Source organism: Colwellia sp. BRX8-4, from assembly GCF_014077345.1.
Taxonomy (GTDB): domain Bacteria; phylum Pseudomonadota; class Gammaproteobacteria; order Enterobacterales; family Alteromonadaceae; genus Colwellia_A.
The window spans coordinates 1-17,227 of the sequence record NZ_JACGVS010000019.1 but is presented as its reverse complement, the minus strand read 5'-3'; the positions used below and the strand labels follow the sequence as shown (position 1 = coordinate 17,227).

At 31.8% G+C, this 17,227-nt stretch carries 15 protein-coding genes; 6 read left to right on the top strand and 9 right to left on the bottom strand.

The window, feature by feature from the left end; all coding sequences use genetic code 11:
* The first annotated feature begins 279 nt into the window (after positions 1-279).
* Positions 280-528, top strand: coding sequence for a hypothetical protein (locus H4J56_RS15065; protein ID WP_259367771.1), 249 nt, complete (start codon positions 280-282; stop codon positions 526-528).
* A gap of 1,069 nt (positions 529-1,597) precedes the next feature.
* Positions 1,598-1,909: a hypothetical protein gene (locus H4J56_RS15060; RefSeq protein ID WP_182259555.1), complete on the top strand. Its 312-nt coding sequence runs from the start codon at positions 1,598-1,600 to the stop codon at positions 1,907-1,909.
* 8 nt (positions 1,910-1,917) lie between these two features.
* Here the strand turns inward: H4J56_RS15060 and H4J56_RS15055 are convergent, their stop codons facing one another.
* Positions 1,918-2,217: a hypothetical protein gene (locus H4J56_RS15055; RefSeq protein WP_182259554.1), complete on the bottom strand. Its 300-nt coding sequence runs from the start codon at positions 2,215-2,217 to the stop codon at positions 1,918-1,920.
* A 317-nt stretch (positions 2,218-2,534) separates the two neighbouring features.
* Complete coding sequence (locus tag H4J56_RS15050) at positions 2,535-3,644, bottom strand: hypothetical protein (RefSeq protein WP_182259553.1); 1,110 nt, start codon at positions 3,642-3,644, stop codon at positions 2,535-2,537.
* Positions 3,645-3,919: 275 nt separating this feature from the next.
* On the opposite strand from H4J56_RS15050, the gene H4J56_RS15045 reads away from it, so the two are divergent.
* A complete protein-coding gene (locus H4J56_RS15045; RefSeq protein WP_182259552.1) occupies positions 3,920-5,272 on the top strand; it encodes a lipopolysaccharide assembly protein LapB in 1,353 nt (450 codons plus the stop codon).
* Positions 5,273-5,385: 113 nt separating this feature from the next.
* Here the strand turns inward: H4J56_RS15045 and H4J56_RS15040 are convergent, their stop codons facing one another.
* From H4J56_RS15040 to H4J56_RS15010, 7 genes are all read right to left on the bottom strand, one after another.
* Positions 5,386-6,711 (bottom strand): RES domain-containing protein, encoded by a 1,326-nt coding sequence (locus H4J56_RS15040; RefSeq protein ID WP_182259551.1) that lies wholly within the window; start codon positions 6,709-6,711, stop codon positions 5,386-5,388.
* A gap of 253 nt (positions 6,712-6,964) precedes the next feature.
* Positions 6,965-7,225 (bottom strand): hypothetical protein, encoded by a 261-nt coding sequence (locus tag H4J56_RS15035; protein ID WP_182259550.1) that lies wholly within the window; start codon positions 7,223-7,225, stop codon positions 6,965-6,967.
* Between the two features lie 58 nt (positions 7,226-7,283).
* Positions 7,284-9,020, bottom strand: coding sequence for a hypothetical protein (locus H4J56_RS15030; protein ID WP_182259549.1), 1,737 nt, complete (start codon positions 9,018-9,020; stop codon positions 7,284-7,286).
* Positions 9,021-11,081 (bottom strand): hypothetical protein, encoded by a 2,061-nt coding sequence (locus H4J56_RS15025; RefSeq protein ID WP_182259548.1) that lies wholly within the window; start codon positions 11,079-11,081, stop codon positions 9,021-9,023. It abuts the gene before it with no gap.
* Entirely contained in the window at positions 11,071-11,511 is a 441-nt protein-coding gene (locus H4J56_RS15020) for a hypothetical protein (RefSeq protein ID WP_182259547.1), read from the bottom strand. Before H4J56_RS15020 ends, H4J56_RS15025 begins: the two co-directional genes overlap by 11 nt.
* A 3-nt stretch (positions 11,512-11,514) precedes the next feature.
* The gene (locus H4J56_RS15015; protein ID WP_182259546.1) at positions 11,515-12,627 is read right to left on the bottom strand and encodes a hypothetical protein; all 1,113 of its coding nucleotides are present in this window, start codon (positions 12,625-12,627) and stop codon (positions 11,515-11,517) included.
* Complete coding sequence (locus tag H4J56_RS15010; protein ID WP_182259545.1) at positions 12,624-13,628, bottom strand: ComEC/Rec2 family competence protein; 1,005 nt, start codon at positions 13,626-13,628, stop codon at positions 12,624-12,626. The genes H4J56_RS15015 and H4J56_RS15010 overlap by 4 nt, the downstream gene beginning before the upstream one ends.
* Positions 13,629-14,281: 653 nt before the next feature.
* Here H4J56_RS15010 and H4J56_RS15005 point away from each other — a divergent pair.
* From H4J56_RS15005 to H4J56_RS14995, 3 genes are read left to right on the top strand one after another with little or no spacing between them, the layout of a single operon-like run.
* Complete coding sequence (locus tag H4J56_RS15005) at positions 14,282-14,509, top strand: hypothetical protein (RefSeq protein WP_182259544.1); 228 nt, start codon at positions 14,282-14,284, stop codon at positions 14,507-14,509.
* Entirely contained in the window at positions 14,487-15,377 is an 891-nt protein-coding gene (locus H4J56_RS15000; RefSeq protein WP_182259543.1) for a recombinase family protein, read from the top strand. The genes H4J56_RS15005 and H4J56_RS15000 overlap by 23 nt, the downstream gene beginning before the upstream one ends.
* Complete coding sequence (locus tag H4J56_RS14995; RefSeq protein WP_182259542.1) at positions 15,367-17,010, top strand: recombinase family protein; 1,644 nt, start codon at positions 15,367-15,369, stop codon at positions 17,008-17,010. Before H4J56_RS15000 ends, H4J56_RS14995 begins: the two co-directional genes overlap by 11 nt.
* Positions 17,011-17,227: the final 217 nt, after the last annotated feature.

The following is a 17,227-nucleotide window of genomic DNA, read 5'->3' as shown; positions in this document are numbered from 1 at the left end:
CAATAATAAAAAGCAGCCTTATTGGTAAAGGCAAAGGAAAGGTTACCTTATCGTTGTATTTATAATTACTCTGTACGTTAACGTACTTAATAAAAGATTTTTGGCCCCTATGTAGTCGTTACAATAAAGTAGTAGTAAGACAAAAGAAGCGTTTCTATACCCAATATCACTATAAAGCATTTAAATAAAACCCAAAAAGGCGACTTAATCGTTTATGACAGAGGTTATCCTGTCGTTTGGTTTTATAAATATCATAGGTTAAAAAGTGTTAATTTTTGCATGCGCATTGTTAAAAGCTCTAATGTTGTTAAAGCGTTTTTAGAAAGTGGGAAATATAGTAATATCTTTGATTTTCCTTGTGCTGAAAAGTCTCTTCGTCGATGTAGGAAAGATAAAATATCGACCGGTTCACTACATTTAAGATTAGTACGAGTTGATCTACCATCTTGTGAACCAGAAGTTTTAGTTTCATCATTAACAGATTTACAAGCTTATCCTACTGCTCTTTTTGCTGATTTGTATTTCTAACGCTAGGGTGTTGAAGAAGATTACAAGATATTGAAAAAAAAGCAAAAAGCCCGTTACTTTCGTAATGGGTTTTTCTTTATTTGGCGGTGAGAGTGGATTTTAACTCTACTCGAAGGTTTAGTGCTATAAACCCTTATTTAAAATTTCTAACTATCAAAAAGCAAAAAACCGCTAATCTTTCGATTAGCGGTTTTTCTTTGTTTGGCGGTGAGAAAGAGATTTGAACTCTACTCGAAGGTTTAGTGCTATAAACCTTATTTATAATTTCTAACTATCAAAAAGCAAAAAACCGCTAATCTTTCGATTAGCGGTTTTTTTTATTTGGCGGTGAGAGTGGATTTGAACTCTACTCGAAGGTTTAGTGCTATAAACCTTTATTTAAAATTTCTAACTATCAAAAAGCAAAAAACCGCTAATCTTTCGATTAGCGGTTTTTCTTTATTTGGTGGGGAGAATGGGACGAATATGGGCACTGGTCATACTCTATAAAAACAAAGGGTTAATGATACCTATCTAAATTCAAACTCATAACTACAAGTAGAAAATTCACTTTGCTTGTAGTTATTAACTTTGAGTATGACCATTATTATCAAATTTCACTATGAAAAATTAATCCATTTGATTATACCAGATTGTGCCATCAGCAATATGTTCACACAATTGATTCTCAATTGTATATTCAAATTTTTGTAATACTTTATCTAGCTTTGAAGACGCGTTAGCTTTTTTATGTAGTTCAGCTATAGAAGTAAACTCTAATTTCGTTTTATAACTATAAAATTTTTCACTATTTGGGTATTGAAAAAATGAATTGTAACGTCCACTGATCCACCTTTAAATTAAACAATAAAGATATCAATAAAGTTCTAAAACCTTTCAGTTAAAACCAATTAATTTGTTATAAATTAATTGGTTATAGATAGCGCACTCTTTCATAGTGAACATATCACAGTTGATTGACAAAGACTATTTATTCACTATAAATAGCCTTGTAGGAACATAATGTTATTGGACTGACCTAACGTATAAACCTAAAATGGGTTACCGTTCAATTATTAGGCGACCCCCAATGAATACAGTAGTTAAAGATTGGTCTTTAGTTTCAATAATTGATAATGAGCACTGTATTGGTCAGGTTTTATGGGGATTTGTTGTAGAAGATATGAGCTGCCGCTATCTAACCGACGATTATGTATCTACTTCAAAGGTTATAAAAATATACCATCAGCTCATCACAACCAACAGTGGAAGCATTTACCAGGTTATCGGCAAGGGTAGATTATCTACTATAAGTTATGATGATTTTGAGCTTCTTAGGAGCGGATTTAGTCCCGAACAAATTTTTGCACTCAGTAACTCAAGCAAGCCGACAATGCACTAGTAACTGAGTTAACAACACCAAGGATTATTTACCCAATCCTTAATCACTTTTAGCTCTTTATCCCCAAGATAACGCATAGCTTTGAATAAATTAAAATCATAGTTCCCTCTACCACCAGTCCATACCTCTAATGCAAATTTACACATCACAGCTTGTCCTGAAGAGCAAACCCCCAAATAATCGTCAACACGCTCTTGCATGTATCTACCTTCTTCAAAATCCCAAAGAGGTAATAAGTAAGGAGCACTATCTTCAAGCCATAACGCAAACGAAGCTTCATGTGGTAGTAGGTTTTTATATAATTTCATTTTGATTACTCATTAAGGTGATATTACCTAATGAATAGTTCAAAACTAAAAAAAACTCAAGCACCTAGTCAGTAGATACCTATATTTATCAAGCACTTAATTAACACTATATTAAATGGCAACTTTAATGCACTAAATAAGTAAACTATTGATTTCAAGGTAGAATATGCAGTGTAAATATTATTGAAAATATTAAATGATATTATACGTTAAATTAATTCAAACCGAGTTAGTTACCATACTAATCAATATGTTAGAGTTTAAATTCGTTTGATACATATGTTGCGTTTTTCAATGCTATTCTTTGACGAAATATTTTAGTTTTTCAGCCAAGAATAATTATACCCCTTCCCTAATAAGTCACTTTTCAGATCTTTTTGAATTTGTTTACTACAACGCATATATACTGAACGAAGCTCATTATCGTAGCTGTCAGGCTTAAAGCCCCGCTCTATCGCTTTTTGATACCATTCGTATCCTTCACTGACATTGCCAAGTAATATATTTGATGCACCAATGAGAGTACAGGGCCTAAAATCAGAAGGTGTTAATAAGTTGGCTTCACTTCCTAATTTCAAAGAATCTTCATATTGATTCAAATCTCTATATACACCACCTGAGGTTGTGAGTAAGGCAGAGTTTAACTTCTTATTACCTTTAGAAAACTTAAATGGGTAGTTAGATTTAACAACCCCAAGCACTTCCTGAGATGACTTTCCTTTTCTGTAGTCTGCGATTGCATTAACTAAGCTCCAAGGCTTATTGCTCTCTTTCCATTGTGTTAGGTGACTTTTAGCTCGATTTATATAAAATGCTTGAGTGACATCTTCATTATTAAAGCCTTTTTCATCAAGCCAGATAAAGTCTTGCTCAACAATAACACCACTTTGTAGACGCTTTAAAATTTTAGCTGCGTGAGTGCCTTTTTTTATTTTGTTTATGCCAAACTCAGGAAAATCGCAAAACTGTTTTGAATACTGGATTTCTTGTAACCTAAACGTTTCCTTAACTCTACTAGCTAGCTCCTCTTTCTTAAGAGCATTTAATCTTTCAGATTCTAGCTGTAATGCCAAATCCTCTTGTTCAAAAACTTTTAAATAGCTATTGATAGCCTTAGTTATCTCTGGAAGTGTTTCTGTTAAAAGCTCTACACCATTTGTCGATTTGAGCTTTTTGGCATTAACTTTCATTTTTAGACAAAGGCCAAAAAACTCATTCGAGTTGTCATTTTCATCCAGGTGTTCAACAAGATAAAGCAAGCTTATAAACTCTTTACCCATTAATAATGAAAGCTTTCCGATATCAGAAGAACTTACATCAGTCGCATCTGTAGAGTAATACCTAAACAACACTTCAATAAACGTATGGTGAATTGGAAAATTTGATTTAGGAAATAGTGTCTTTGACTTTTTAACTATTGTGTTCAATTTAATACCTTCCTTGTTTGACTACTTTATGGTTTAACAACATCTTTAGTGTAAGTAAAACAATCAAGATTTCTTTCGAGGCAGTTTATTTTAGTCTTAACATCTTACAGTAATTTCAAAAAATCATTAAACACTTTTCTTCCTTTTAGGACTATGATTTAATGGATAAATAATGCCTACCCTAACTTTATTAGAATGTGTTTTGCGCATTAATCTTAATAGGTTAATAAGTATCAATCTTAAAATTTTCGTAAATCATAATAAATGGAGTTACTTTGTCTAGCTTAAAATATTTTGAACCCGCTAGTAATGAACCTTGTTTGTGCGGCTCAAATAAAAAATTCAAAAATTGCTGTAAAAAAACTTATTTGAAAAGCAAAAAAATTGGGACTGTTTTATTTAACGCTGGTAAATATTATGAAGCCCTTAAAATAACCCGTAATCATATTACTTGGTATAGATTGGCTCATCTGTCTCACACAGAAGGGTTTTATAAAGAAAATCCTAGTGCAGCAAAAGAGTTAATGAACCTTGATATAGAAGCCTTATCTGAATTGATAGGTTTACTTATGAATTGTTATGAATACTGTGGTATTAATCATGAGTTTCCAAATGTACTTAAGTCAATTGAAAATGCTATTCGACATAAAAACTGGAGAATAAAGGCTGACTATCACAATTGTGCTTATTTATTTTTGTGTCAGGGACAAGACGAAAAAGCAAAATTAATCGCAGATAAATACCAATGGAATGACCTAAAAAATTCTGATTTTTTAACTCTGTATATAGACCTATACAAAAACGACTTAAATCAAGTAGAACTTATCGGGGCAGCAAATAAAGTCGTTGATATAACATCTTCACCAGCAGAAAAACTTCAATATTCTTGTATGGCAGGAATTCAGTATTGCCTCCTAAATGATCTTAAAAAAGGATCGAAAATAATTTTAGAAGCCATTCACAAATATGAACAATTGCCAGACAAAGATAAATCACAATATGGAAGAATACGATTGGCAGATGCGTACACCCACATTGGTCTTTTAACAGATAATTACGATTTACTTAACAAAGCGAAAGAGAAAATACTCAAAGAAATTAATAACAAAGAATACTCAGAAGCGGGTTTAGGTCAATTACATCATCAGCTTGGAGAATGTTTTTTAGGTACTAATGAATTATCTAAAGCAGAAGACTCATTTTTAAAATCCTTATCTGTTGATAAAAGGGGTATTACAGAAATATTTTTAGCTCGTGCTCTTACTGCAAACAATAAGCATAATGAATCGAGAATCTTATTATCTAACATCGACATTCAAAAATTATCAAAAGCGAACATCTTTGATTTAGCAATATCCTTATGTCGCCTTGCATTAAATACGAAAGATAATGAAGATATAAATCTTGCTCTAGATAAAATAAAAACAATTCAAACAAATGATCCTATGTTTATTAACTACGTTAAAGAACTGACAATAGAGTTATACGAATTAAAATCATCTGTTAAATCAGTTATAAAAGCAGAAACTGCACTAGGTAAATTTAACCGCTATGTGCAACTTAAGCCTAATCTTATGGGAGTTGGTGTTGATTTTAACGCCATAATAGAAGACTTTATAAGTAAGTAATTGAACAGACTAGTTTTCACTAGTCTGTTTCTAATTTAAGAAATACTCGTTCTCATTCGTAACAGTTCAAAATCAATCCATTCCTAGAGTTATCCAAGACTTAACTTCTATTATCATTTAGCTATTGATATTTCTATTTCTATTCTTTCCGTTTTTGTAATTACTCCCTTAACCTTTGAAGCTAATAAACTGCCTTCAACAAACTCCAATTTAGAATTGTTACTTACATTTTTATTGGATTTAATATTTTTTTTATTTATGGAATAAAAATAAGACTTGGAATTGAACATGTCTGAATAAAACTCAGAAACTGACTCTACATTTACAGAATTCAGTGATGACACTTTTACATTTGAACACGAAGGAAAAAATGCGATATTTTTCCCTTTTCCATCAGTTTGAATTGAATTAAACATTAACCCCGATAATTTATCCCCAAATTTTACAGAAAGGTATTCAAAGATAATTTGAGTAGACAGATAAGAGGATGAACTATTTTTTGATGCAGGCTTAGACATCAAAAACATTAGATCTTTTATAAATACAGTCTTATTAGAAAAGTCAGAATAATTCTCTTCAAAAGGATCTAAGTTAAACTGTCTAAGGTTTTGAATTTTGGCTAAGTCTAACAGAGCGAACTTGTAAGTAGGTCTAAATGCCCCTGAGATAACTAGATCACCTGTAACCGCCCTAATTTCACTAAAACATGTGTCTCTATCTAAAGAGCAATAAAAAGCAGAAATCCCCGTAGGAGTCATTCGTTGCTCACCAGCTAGCCATACAGGAACTGGACCAAGTTCTGAAGATGGATCACTAACAATATCTTTTCTCTCTGTCTCAGTGTTTGCAATTCTTGCTCTATAAAGCTCAATCGAACTATCAATTTCGGTAAGCACTTCATTCCTAATATTAGTATCATCAACTATCAGATCAAAAAGTGCATCTAAAAAAAACTTTGCATCCTCATTAAAAAATCGATTTTTATAAGCTGTCGAATTAATAAAATCTGACCATTTACTTTGATATGTGTTGTTACCATGAAAACCATCATCTAAGACAAAAAGATCAGTTTTACAGCTTGAGTTACTAAACACATAGTCAGCGACTTCATCTTCAAATTCTTCATGGCCAACTTTTATATCTTGAATTATATATATAATCTCATTAAATGGTATTTCATCGGTTCCTTCCCAAAACATACCTGATTCATAACTTGTTGCATCCTCGATGGAATACAATGAATTTAATAATCTATTGCCAGCAAACTCAAGTAACACCTTAGATTCCATTATTACTTTATTTTTAGCACCGCAATATGAACAGTCACCAGTAGTTGTATTTTCAAGTAATTTAGATTTTAACACTTGATTAAAAATACAATTTTCACAAATACACTTCACATTCATACCTAACAACCTAATTTCATTATATATTCCCATAAATCGCCCACCAAAACATATATGTATTAAGTGAATATTGCATAAATCCAATTACTGATTTAATTTTAGTTATTTTGGTTTGATGTCTACTAAGGCCTAAAGCATTATATGCATCTACAGAGGTTTATTTTGAATGAAACTGAGAAGTGATGTAAAATTCGTATCGATTTCTAACCTAAACCATAAGATAACGTTATCTTATGGTTAAAATCAGAAAATAAAGAAATTATAAACAACGTGAATAAGTAAGGTTCTAACCTACAGCTTCTAGAATATCAGCTACTTTTTTATATTCTTCACTATGCGCTCTATTAGAGAAATTTTCCTCATAAATCGCACGAACATCTTGAGCACTGGCATGACCATGAGAAACTCTTATAACTGTTTCAGCGAACTCAGAAGCTTCTGAAGAAACATTCAGTTGTTCGGTATTAATTAAATTTTGTACACGAGCAGCATCACGAAACAACATTCGGCCTAACAAATAAATCTGCTTTTGTTCAGAACTATTCATAATAATCCTCCAAAATCAAAGCTCTTATAGCAAAGTATATCATAATCTAATAATTTAACTAAATACATACATGACCAGCGTATTTTAAATTCATTTTATCTGTATCTCTTCCATCAGCAGTCCATTGCTTTGATTTGGATTTTTCTAAGGTTAATATAATACCTTCCTTTCCCTTTTCAAGCTCCAACTCTTTGTGAAATCCTTCTTCACTCCAAAAGGCAACACTTCTACTTGGTGCGTAGCCAGTTCCATCAGAACGTAAAGTCATACCCAGAGGAGATACCGTTAAAACACTCGAACCAGGATCTTCAGATAAAAAAGATGCATAACGACCCGGCCAACGGTTTTTTATTTGTCCTCCATCTAGTAACAATGCCACTATTAAATCAGGTCCCAAAGCTCTAACGACAGGTGCAACAGGATCCTGACGTGCTAAGTCTTCACATATCAAAGGACTAATTTGAATTTTATGTTGCTGACAATAGTAACTAATAAGTGTTCTATCTGTTACAGACGTATATTCCCACCATTTTGAACGAGGAGACAACGTATTCCCCAATTTATAGTTATATATTTGGGGACGGTCAAGAAACCATCTATGGTGCTTGTTTTGGGATACCGTTTCTACTTCAGCAGGAACAGGTCCATAACTATCTGATAGAAATGACAATTCCAATTTGTTTTTACCATACTTATCTTTATTTCCTTTTTCATATATACCAGTTATGACTGTTGGAAATGGGATCTCACTATCTATACAATATTTATGAAGAACTTCTTTAATCAATTTTGAAACCAAACTGGAAACAGCACATTCTGGTAATACAATGATGTCAATATCACCTATTTCTCGAACTGAATTTTCAAAGCAATTAATAACATCTTGTGGATTAATTTCATCTATGGGGGCATATTCAAAAAAGCCAAAATCATTTGTCATTTCAAGCATATTTTGGTTATTAACAGGTTTAAAACACCCCCTTTGAATAACCTTTGGCCAAGGTAAAATAAGGATATTATATGTATCTCTAGCATGATTTAATGTGGGAACCAACTTTTCTACATAGGTTAAGTTTATTTCGGGTCCAATATAAGCCAGTTTTTGGCTGATACTGTTAAGTGAAATTCCACTTTGGCAGACACTACTTTTATAGTGAACGGCCCCAAAGCTCTTATCTGTCATAGATAATTGAAAAAACTGATTTCTATATCTTATACTTAAAAACTCTGCTGCTCTCCCCGCAATAGTATTATCAAATGCTGATAAAACATCAATTTCATGGAAACATCTATCAGCAGCTAGACATAGAATTAAAAGATTTTTTTTAAATTCTGAGTCCTCTCTTAATACATTAATATCTTTAATTAAGTTTGTATGTTTAAAAACTTTCCAAATACACTCGATAAGTCCCTCAGTGCATAATGAATCCAGTTTAGATAAAGGTGAAGAGATAAACTCATACCACTTGTTACCAATAGTATTAACATATTCTTTATCTTCTAACGTCCATGCATTAGCAACATCACCAGTAATTAACTGCCTATAATCTCCTTTCATGTCTAAAAAAGAAGTGCATATTGCAAAAGCATTACACGGCCATAACATTAAATCCATATAGTGTTTAGGAAAACCACAGACTCTATCTATATGATTTTTATTAAAAGAATTGTCATATGGATTTTTGTCAGTTCCAAGCTTTAAATATTTAACTTCCTCCTTGGTTTTTTCTATACTAGTAGCATTCGTTTTCAATACTTTAGAAAAACCAGAATTAATATAGCTTCTGAAAATCATTTATCTTTGACCCTTGCCTGAAATATTATTATTGCTTTTTACTACACACCCGTCACCATCATCAATGTGAAGTAATTTAAACTCATTAACATCCAAACCATTGACTAATTCATTGATATTCACTCTTTTTTTATCAAACTCTCTATCTTGTGAGATCGCTATAATGACTTGTTTATTTGAGCTTGATGCAATCTTTAATAGCTGAATCAAACTGTCTAGTCTCATTTGATGCTGTCCTGGCTCATCAAGAACTAAAAAGCCAGGATGCCTCTTACCCAACTGTAGAAGTGCTATGTAGTAGGCCCAAATTGATCTAACAAAATCACTAGCAGATGATATGTATCTTATACTTTGAGGCTCTTGTTTAAATTGGTGTATCTTAGGTATCAAAGGTGAACTATTTTTGTTCTCAATTCTAATTTTTTCAGTTCCATTACTTTTATAACCAAACTTTTCTAATAAGCTGACAAATAATGATTGAAAACTAGATATAACATTATCATCCTGCTGTAATGACTCTTTTATTCTACTTTCTTCGCCAACAACGAAAAAATACGATTCACTTAGTCCTACTAGTTCATTTTTAACTGATTCGAAATTATTTACAAAATCATCCAAAGCAATTTTCTTTACTACCAACTCAGCCTGCTTTTGTGAATCCGCCCTAATACCTAATACCGTTGGTGAGCTAATATCACCTGATAACCTATCAACTTCTACTTTCTTACTTTGTACTTTTTTTGAGTAAAAACTTAAGGCAGATTTATACTTTACAATGGACTCTTCACAAGCTTTTAAATACGCAGAATAAAGCTCTTTTTGAGATTTTAGAAACTCAGTAGTTTTAACCACTTTTTCATCTGATATTTCACTGTAGGACTTGTCTGATATCATCTGTTCGCAAACAGGACAGTTAACATTCTCTATTTTGTCCCATGTTCTATCAATAGTGATTCTCTTAATGTCCTGGAAGTCTTGTAAATCAGAAACAATACCTTCTAAAGACTGTTTGTATCTATTTTGTTTAGTAAGTTCTTCTTGCATTAGTTCATGAACTTTTATGTGTTCTTTTTCATAGTCTACTATTGTCGAAATTAATTTCTCTTTATCGGCTAATAGGTTTTTATGTACAGGCACTCCTTGAATAGACTTATCGATATTAGTTGAAATTATTTTTATTTCGTTTTCAATATCATTAATTATTAGGTCTATCGTTTTTTCTTTTCCGTTCAATAGAATTATTATTTTTGCAGATTCAATTTGTTTTTTTGTGATTACAGTTCTTGTATTAAGTTTTGGGATTGAAAAATTTAATTCTTGTGCCTTATAATCGGCTCTTTCAGCAACTAATTTCCACTGTTTTTTAATAGCTTCTTTCTTCAGTAATAGCTCATCTAATTTAATTCTGCTTTCTAATGAGCCTAATTTTAAGCAATACTCTACAAGCTTTTGTTTTACGTCTTTAATTCCAAAGCTAGGTAACATTGAAAAAAAATCTGACCAACCTTTCGTTTGCTCAATAAAAGATAAAGCAAATACATTCTGCATGTATAAAGACTTAGAAAAAGAACCATCCGATCTTTCAAGTTCTAATATATCCAGATTGTTAACTTCTGCTAACCAACGATAAAATCCGTGTTCATCATGATCTCTAATTGCATGAACATATTTTGAAAATACATCTTTTTCGATCTCAATTATTATTTCACTATAAAGATCGCTTCCTTTATTCGGATCTTTAATTTCACGAGTTAACTTATATGTTTTACCGTTATTAGCAGTAATTATAATTTCGCATACAGAGGAGATAACTTTGTATTTTAAATTATTGAATTTAAATTCATCTCGTAAAGCTGGCGATAAAGTTTTAGGACCTTTACTACCTATAAGTTGTTCTAGACCTAAAGCATAATATATGCATGACAAAACCGTTGATTTACCACTTGAATTATCGCCTGTTAGTAAGTTGAGCTTATTGTTGAAACTAAATTCAAAACCAAAGTTTTCTATTCCGCTCTCACCTTGAGCAGAAATCCTTACACTTACTTTATCAATATTCATTCAGGTCACATCCTATGTTAGGGGATTTGAAATCTGTCTCTTTATATTTGCTTCTTTTTACTAAACTAATATATGACTCAAACCGCTTATTTACTTCTACCATGGTTATTAAACGTCTTCCTTTATCGTCTATTTGAAGAGTAACAGCCCCTGCTTTACTTAAAAACTTTATATAGCCACCAGCTTCTGCCATGATCAAAGACTTACGAAAGTAGCCTTCTATATCCCAAGCTACAATGCTATTAGATGCTTTAAAAGCCATTTGGTTTTTCTTTACAACATTATCAAATATGTAAGAAAGCTTTTTAAATGTCATTGATTTAGATGAACCTAAGCAATATTCCAATCCACAGCAAAGAATCACTAAATGAATTATAAATGTGTTGTCAGGATGTAAATCACTCAAATCATTATCTATTAAAATTTCCATAATTTAATCTCTAAAATCTAATTTGCAATTAGCTAAATACTTGGCAATTTCACCACTACTCACAGTACTTATGTATTTACCCCAAAGCTTGTGTTCAGTAAAAAAACTAGAGACTATGGACTTAAATTCCGTTTGAATTTCATGAAACTTAACATTTCCTTCTTTAGCCGATGAAACAAAGAATTTTTTATTTCCACTAGAGAGTTCACATTTAGAATCTTCGATTAGCTCTTTAAACTTTGGGTTACCTACAACTTTAGTTTGATAAAGTTCGTCCCAAATCAACATGTCTGAAACAAAGCTCTCTAAATCATCTTCATCCCAACCGGGAAGAAAAAGATCCATTTTTCTTGTTAAATTTTTAATAGCAATATTGTTAGTTTCTTTGGCAAGGCTTATTATTTCTTTGGATAAATCAGTTCTTATATTTTTGACATCTAATCGTACCAAGTCAACCGTGTTCTTTAAGTCAATTACATCTAAGTCATTTAATAACTTGGATTTTACATCTGATATACAGACACAATTAACACCTGAAAAGTTATCATTACTAACAGAGCATACTATTCCACTTAAAAATAAAGCTGAGTGATTACTGATAACCAAACCACTCCCTGAATAGCCCTGCAACACTTCACTACCCGTTTCACCTTTGTAATCAGTATAATCTTCAGGTGGTATTTTTACTTGAATCACACCACCAACAAAACCATTGATACTGGAATTATATACAGTATACGGATTTCCGCTATCACTTTTTGCCTTTCCTCTAAAACAAAATTTTAAACCTGGGAAGTCATGATCAGCAGTAAAAAGTAAACGAGGGTAAGACTCTAGAATGCAAGTACTACAAATTTTTACTGCAAATGCATCAATACTATCGTTTCTTGAAAAAGACTTGGAATTAGCATCTACTGTTAACTCACCATAAGCCTCACTTATGAACTTGAAGTTAGATTCATTTTCAGATTGATTACTTTCACCAAACAAAACATGTGCAGCAGTTAGAACATAAAAGTTATTCTCATTTTTTATGAGTACACCACTCCCCATATGCTCTCCATTATTTTTTTGAATAAAGACGGTCAATTTTGGGAGTTCTTTTATCCAGCTCATAGCCACTCTACCTCACTGATTTCACTAAATATTACATTATATTTTTTTTTATCATCATAACTCATAAGGTTGCCATTTCGAGATTCTATTCCCGATATAGGGTGGTTGAAATAAAACGTAATTGACTCTGAACCATTGCGATCACATAAAACGGCTATTTTAGCCAATGTGGTAGGACTTGGATGTTTTGCTTTAGCTTTCCCACCATTTGTACTTATCCAATAATTTGAACAAGAAATAAGGTTCAGTAATCGATTTGAGATACTTTTAGAACTTCCATGATGGGATAGTTTTACTAAATCCACGGCTAGTTTATTACTACTTGAGTGACCTAAGTTTTCCAAATGGTTTGCGATAACTTCTGGGTGAGCGTCTGATAAATATAAAAGTTTTCTCTGCTTGTAATGAAGGATAAAAGCAATTGAACAAGCATTCACAATATCAGAGTTAATATTTAAAAATTCGTCCTTTTTAGATATTAAATGTGAAACATCATGGTCGTCTGAATTAATAGAAATTTTTATATCTTTATCTGCACTACCTTGTTGAAATTTCTGCTGATGTAACATTATTAAATCATTTTTGGTTGGAGAAATAATTTCCAAAAATAAATCTTTAGTTATGTTTAATGTTTGCCCTTGGATTAACGTAGATACCGGGATTTGTTTTTGGCTAAGTAGTTTATCGACTGTCTTAGCTTGCCTTACAGATATGTCTCCATGTGAATCTGTAAGAGGGATTTGGTCAGATGAATTTAAGTATGCTTTTTGAAGAGAAAATATTTTAGGCACATCTTCAAGTAATGGTATTGCTCCCAAAATATGGTCTTCATCTATATGGGTTAATATTATAAAGTTTGCTTCTTTTGTATGCTTAATTATTTGATGTTTATATGTAATTTTTAAGCCACAATCAACAATAAAGGTAATGCCCTCTTCTATATCCCTAAAAAGAAAACAATCCCCATGATTAGCTTTTAGGCTTTTTATTAACAATCCCAAATTTAAATTCCATTTTTTGGACGGATAAAAGTCCAATTTACTCACCCTAATTGAATATTTGATATGTACTCAGAGTAAGTATGCTAAAGAGTGAAGCCAGTAAATAACCGACTAATTTTATCTATTAAGTCTATTTCCTATAAATCAGTCATAGTTACTAAAAAGCTGACGAATCCAATTTTTTGCGAAATTTAGTGTATCAAATTGGCAATAGAAATATAGAAGCAAGTTGTTAATTGTCTGATCTTTTTAACTAATTGGCTAGAAAAACACCTTTGAGTAATTCAAAAATACGTACTGCTACGTCTTAAAACACCATTCTTAATTAATTTCTATATAAATAAAGCACTTAATTTATTTTTGGAACTTTTTGGAATAACAAAAAAATCCTCACGCACAAAAAGTTATTAAAACATCATTTAATATAACCTTTATTAAATAAAGGTTTTTTTGCTCAAATTTATAAGTCCATCATTTCTTTTAATATTTCGACAAAACATTAATTTAGTTATATTTATACATCTAGTTTATTTAATTTAACCGTATATATATCAAAACTTTAACTAAGAATTCACCCCTTGAAAAATTCAGTTTTTCAGTTTTACTTAATAGTAGTTCTTAAATTCGTATCAACATGGTCAATGGTGGAAATTATGGATAAACAGCCTAAAAATGAACAAACATTAAAAAAGCAGCAAATTACTTTTCACCCTATTGAAAAGTCGTTAGCGGTTGAGTCATTAAGGAAAGACTTTAAAACAGTCTTAAAACAATCCGTTATACAAAATTTACCTTTGATCATAAATGAGTTCGCTAATGAACTACTTAAAGACAACTTAAATAAAAGTGAGAAAGGCCATGAAAATCAGCAAACTAAGTAAAGCAATAGGATACTTACGTACAGCAACCTCTACGGAAGATAGCGAGGAAAATTCTTTGTATAATCAGAAAAAAGATATTTTGAGTTGGGCTAAAGAAAACGATATAGAAATTGAAAAGTTTTACAGTGATGTGGGATCTGCTTTTAAAAGAAAACGCCCTCTTCTAGAATTAATGATTGAGGAAATAGAAAAACGCATAGTTACTCCAGATGCTTTGATTGTTGCCTCAAACAGTAGATTATCACGTAATTTAGAAACAATAGAACAGCTAAAAATTTTTTTAAACAACAAGAATATCGAATTTATTTCGGTTAACGAATTACTCTCTAATCCCCTTAGTACAGCTTTTTATTTAGAAGCCTTCATTGGTCTGTCTAATGAATTACTGCGTAAAAGAAACTCCAAGAATGTACATAATTGGTTGAACGATAATGCTCGAAAAGGCTATTTTACAGGTGGGATAATACCATTCGGATACCAAACAGCACCTGTGAAAAATAATGAGAGAAGAAAAGAGCTTATTAGAAATCCGTGCGAATCAGTGATAGTTGAGGAAATTTTTAGACTAGCCATATCAGGGCTTTATGGGACCCCTTTTAAAATTAAAGAGATTTCTAACTACTTAAACAAAAGAAATAGAAAATACCGAAGTAAACGTTGGACTGAAAGATTTGTTTCATCAATATTGAAGAACACTCTTTATCATGGTGAACGGGTTTGGGGTAAAACTAGAGGTTTTAGTTACAAAAATGTGAAACCTATTGTAACTAAAAATCAACCAATTATATCAAAACAAATCTTTTTAAAAGTTCAAAAAATATTAGCCAAACCAATCAAGATTAAAGGAGTTAAATATTATGCCAGTTAAAACAATGTTTAAAGCCCTTTTTAAAGCCATTGGGATGATACGTGTATCAACAGATATGCAAGCAAAAACTAATGACTCATTTGATGGTCAAAAAAGAGATATTTTAAAGTGGGCAAAAGAAAACGGATTTGAAATAGAAAAATTTTATTATGAGCCAGGAAATTCAGCTTATAGAGGTAAAAGACCAATACTAGATTTAATTCTGCATGAAATTAATGAGGGCATAGTTTCACCGAATGCTGTAATCGTCTTTTCCTATTCCAGGTTTACACGCAATGCTTCAATCACAGGAGGCTTTAAGAAAAGTTTACAAAATAAAGATATACCGATTTTATCTGTTACTGAACCAATGCCTGAGGACGAAGATACAGCTTTTATTTCTCAAACAGTTATCGATATGGTCAACGAGATACAAAGTAGAATGAACTCTAAAGTCGTTCAGAATAGACTAAATGATACAGCTAATAAAGGTTACTTTACTGGCGGGACCGTACCCTATGGTTATTCATCCGTACCAATAACCATTCCAAATACAAGTATTGAAAAGAAGGTGCTAGCTAGAAACACAGAAGAGTCGGTTGTTGTAAAAGAAATTTTTGATTTAGCTGAAACAGGTGTCAATGGAAAACCATTAGGGGTTGAAAATACGGCTAGGCATCTTAATAACAAAGGCATTAGTTACAGAGGTAAGGAATGGAATAAGAATAAAATATCTGACATTTTGAAGAATACTCTATATTACGGTAAGCGGGTTTGGGGTACAAAAAGAATCACGAGAGCGAAAGAAAATCCCCCCATTATTATAAACATACCACCCATCATATCTGAGGAACAATTTTTATCCGTTAGAAAAGGAGCTTCTGAACGACTTCCGTTCTCCAAAGATAAAGTAGCTATTAATAAGTTTAGTAAAGGAATCAGATCAAAAACGTTGCTAACAGGAATCCTGCAATGCCAGTATTGCGGTGCAAACTTAAGAGTAAGCTATAGTAACAAAAAGTTAGCTAACGGAGATGTCAATAAACATACATATTACGGCTGTCCTAATCATGCCAAGAAGAAATGTGTGTGTCCATATTTTATAAAAGAGGAGATAGATAAAGTAATTATCGACTCAATACTTTTAAATATTCTCAACAAGAAAGTGATTGTAGAGATTATTGGCGAAATTAAAGACAAAATATCAGAGGTAACAAAACATGATGCAGCCAATTTGTTAAAGCTAAATAAAAAACAGTCATCACTAAAGCTTAAAATTAACAAGCTGTATGACATGGTAGCCGAAGAAATATTAGAATTAGATGAAACACTAAAAGGAAACTTAAACAACAATAAGACAGCTTTACAGAATGTTAATTATTCTATAGATGAAATTAAGTCCAGATCAAAGCTTCCGCTTAGAAAGTTTGGCAACGCCCAAATAACCTGTTTTATAAACGCAATAATTAAAGTGTTCGTTCGTTCTAATGAAGAAAACTCTAAGCAAATACTACTAAAAGTTATAGACAAGATTTTAGTCGGAAAAGACAAAATAGAGGTTATTGGAGCTAGATTCAAGCTTGCGGAATTTGTTTCTAAAACAAAAATGGGCACCTCTAATGAGGTGCCCACCTTCGTATCAATGTGGCGGTGAAATAGAGATTTGAACTCTACTCGAAGGTTTAGTGCTATAAACCTTATTTAAAATTTCTAACTATCAAAAAGCAAAAAACCGCTAATCTTTCTATTAGCGGTTTTTCTTTGTTTGGCGGTGAAATAGAGATTTGAACTCTACTCAAGGTTTAGTGCTATAAACCCTTATTTAAAATTTCTAACTATCAAAAAGCAAAAAACCGCTAATCTTTCGATTA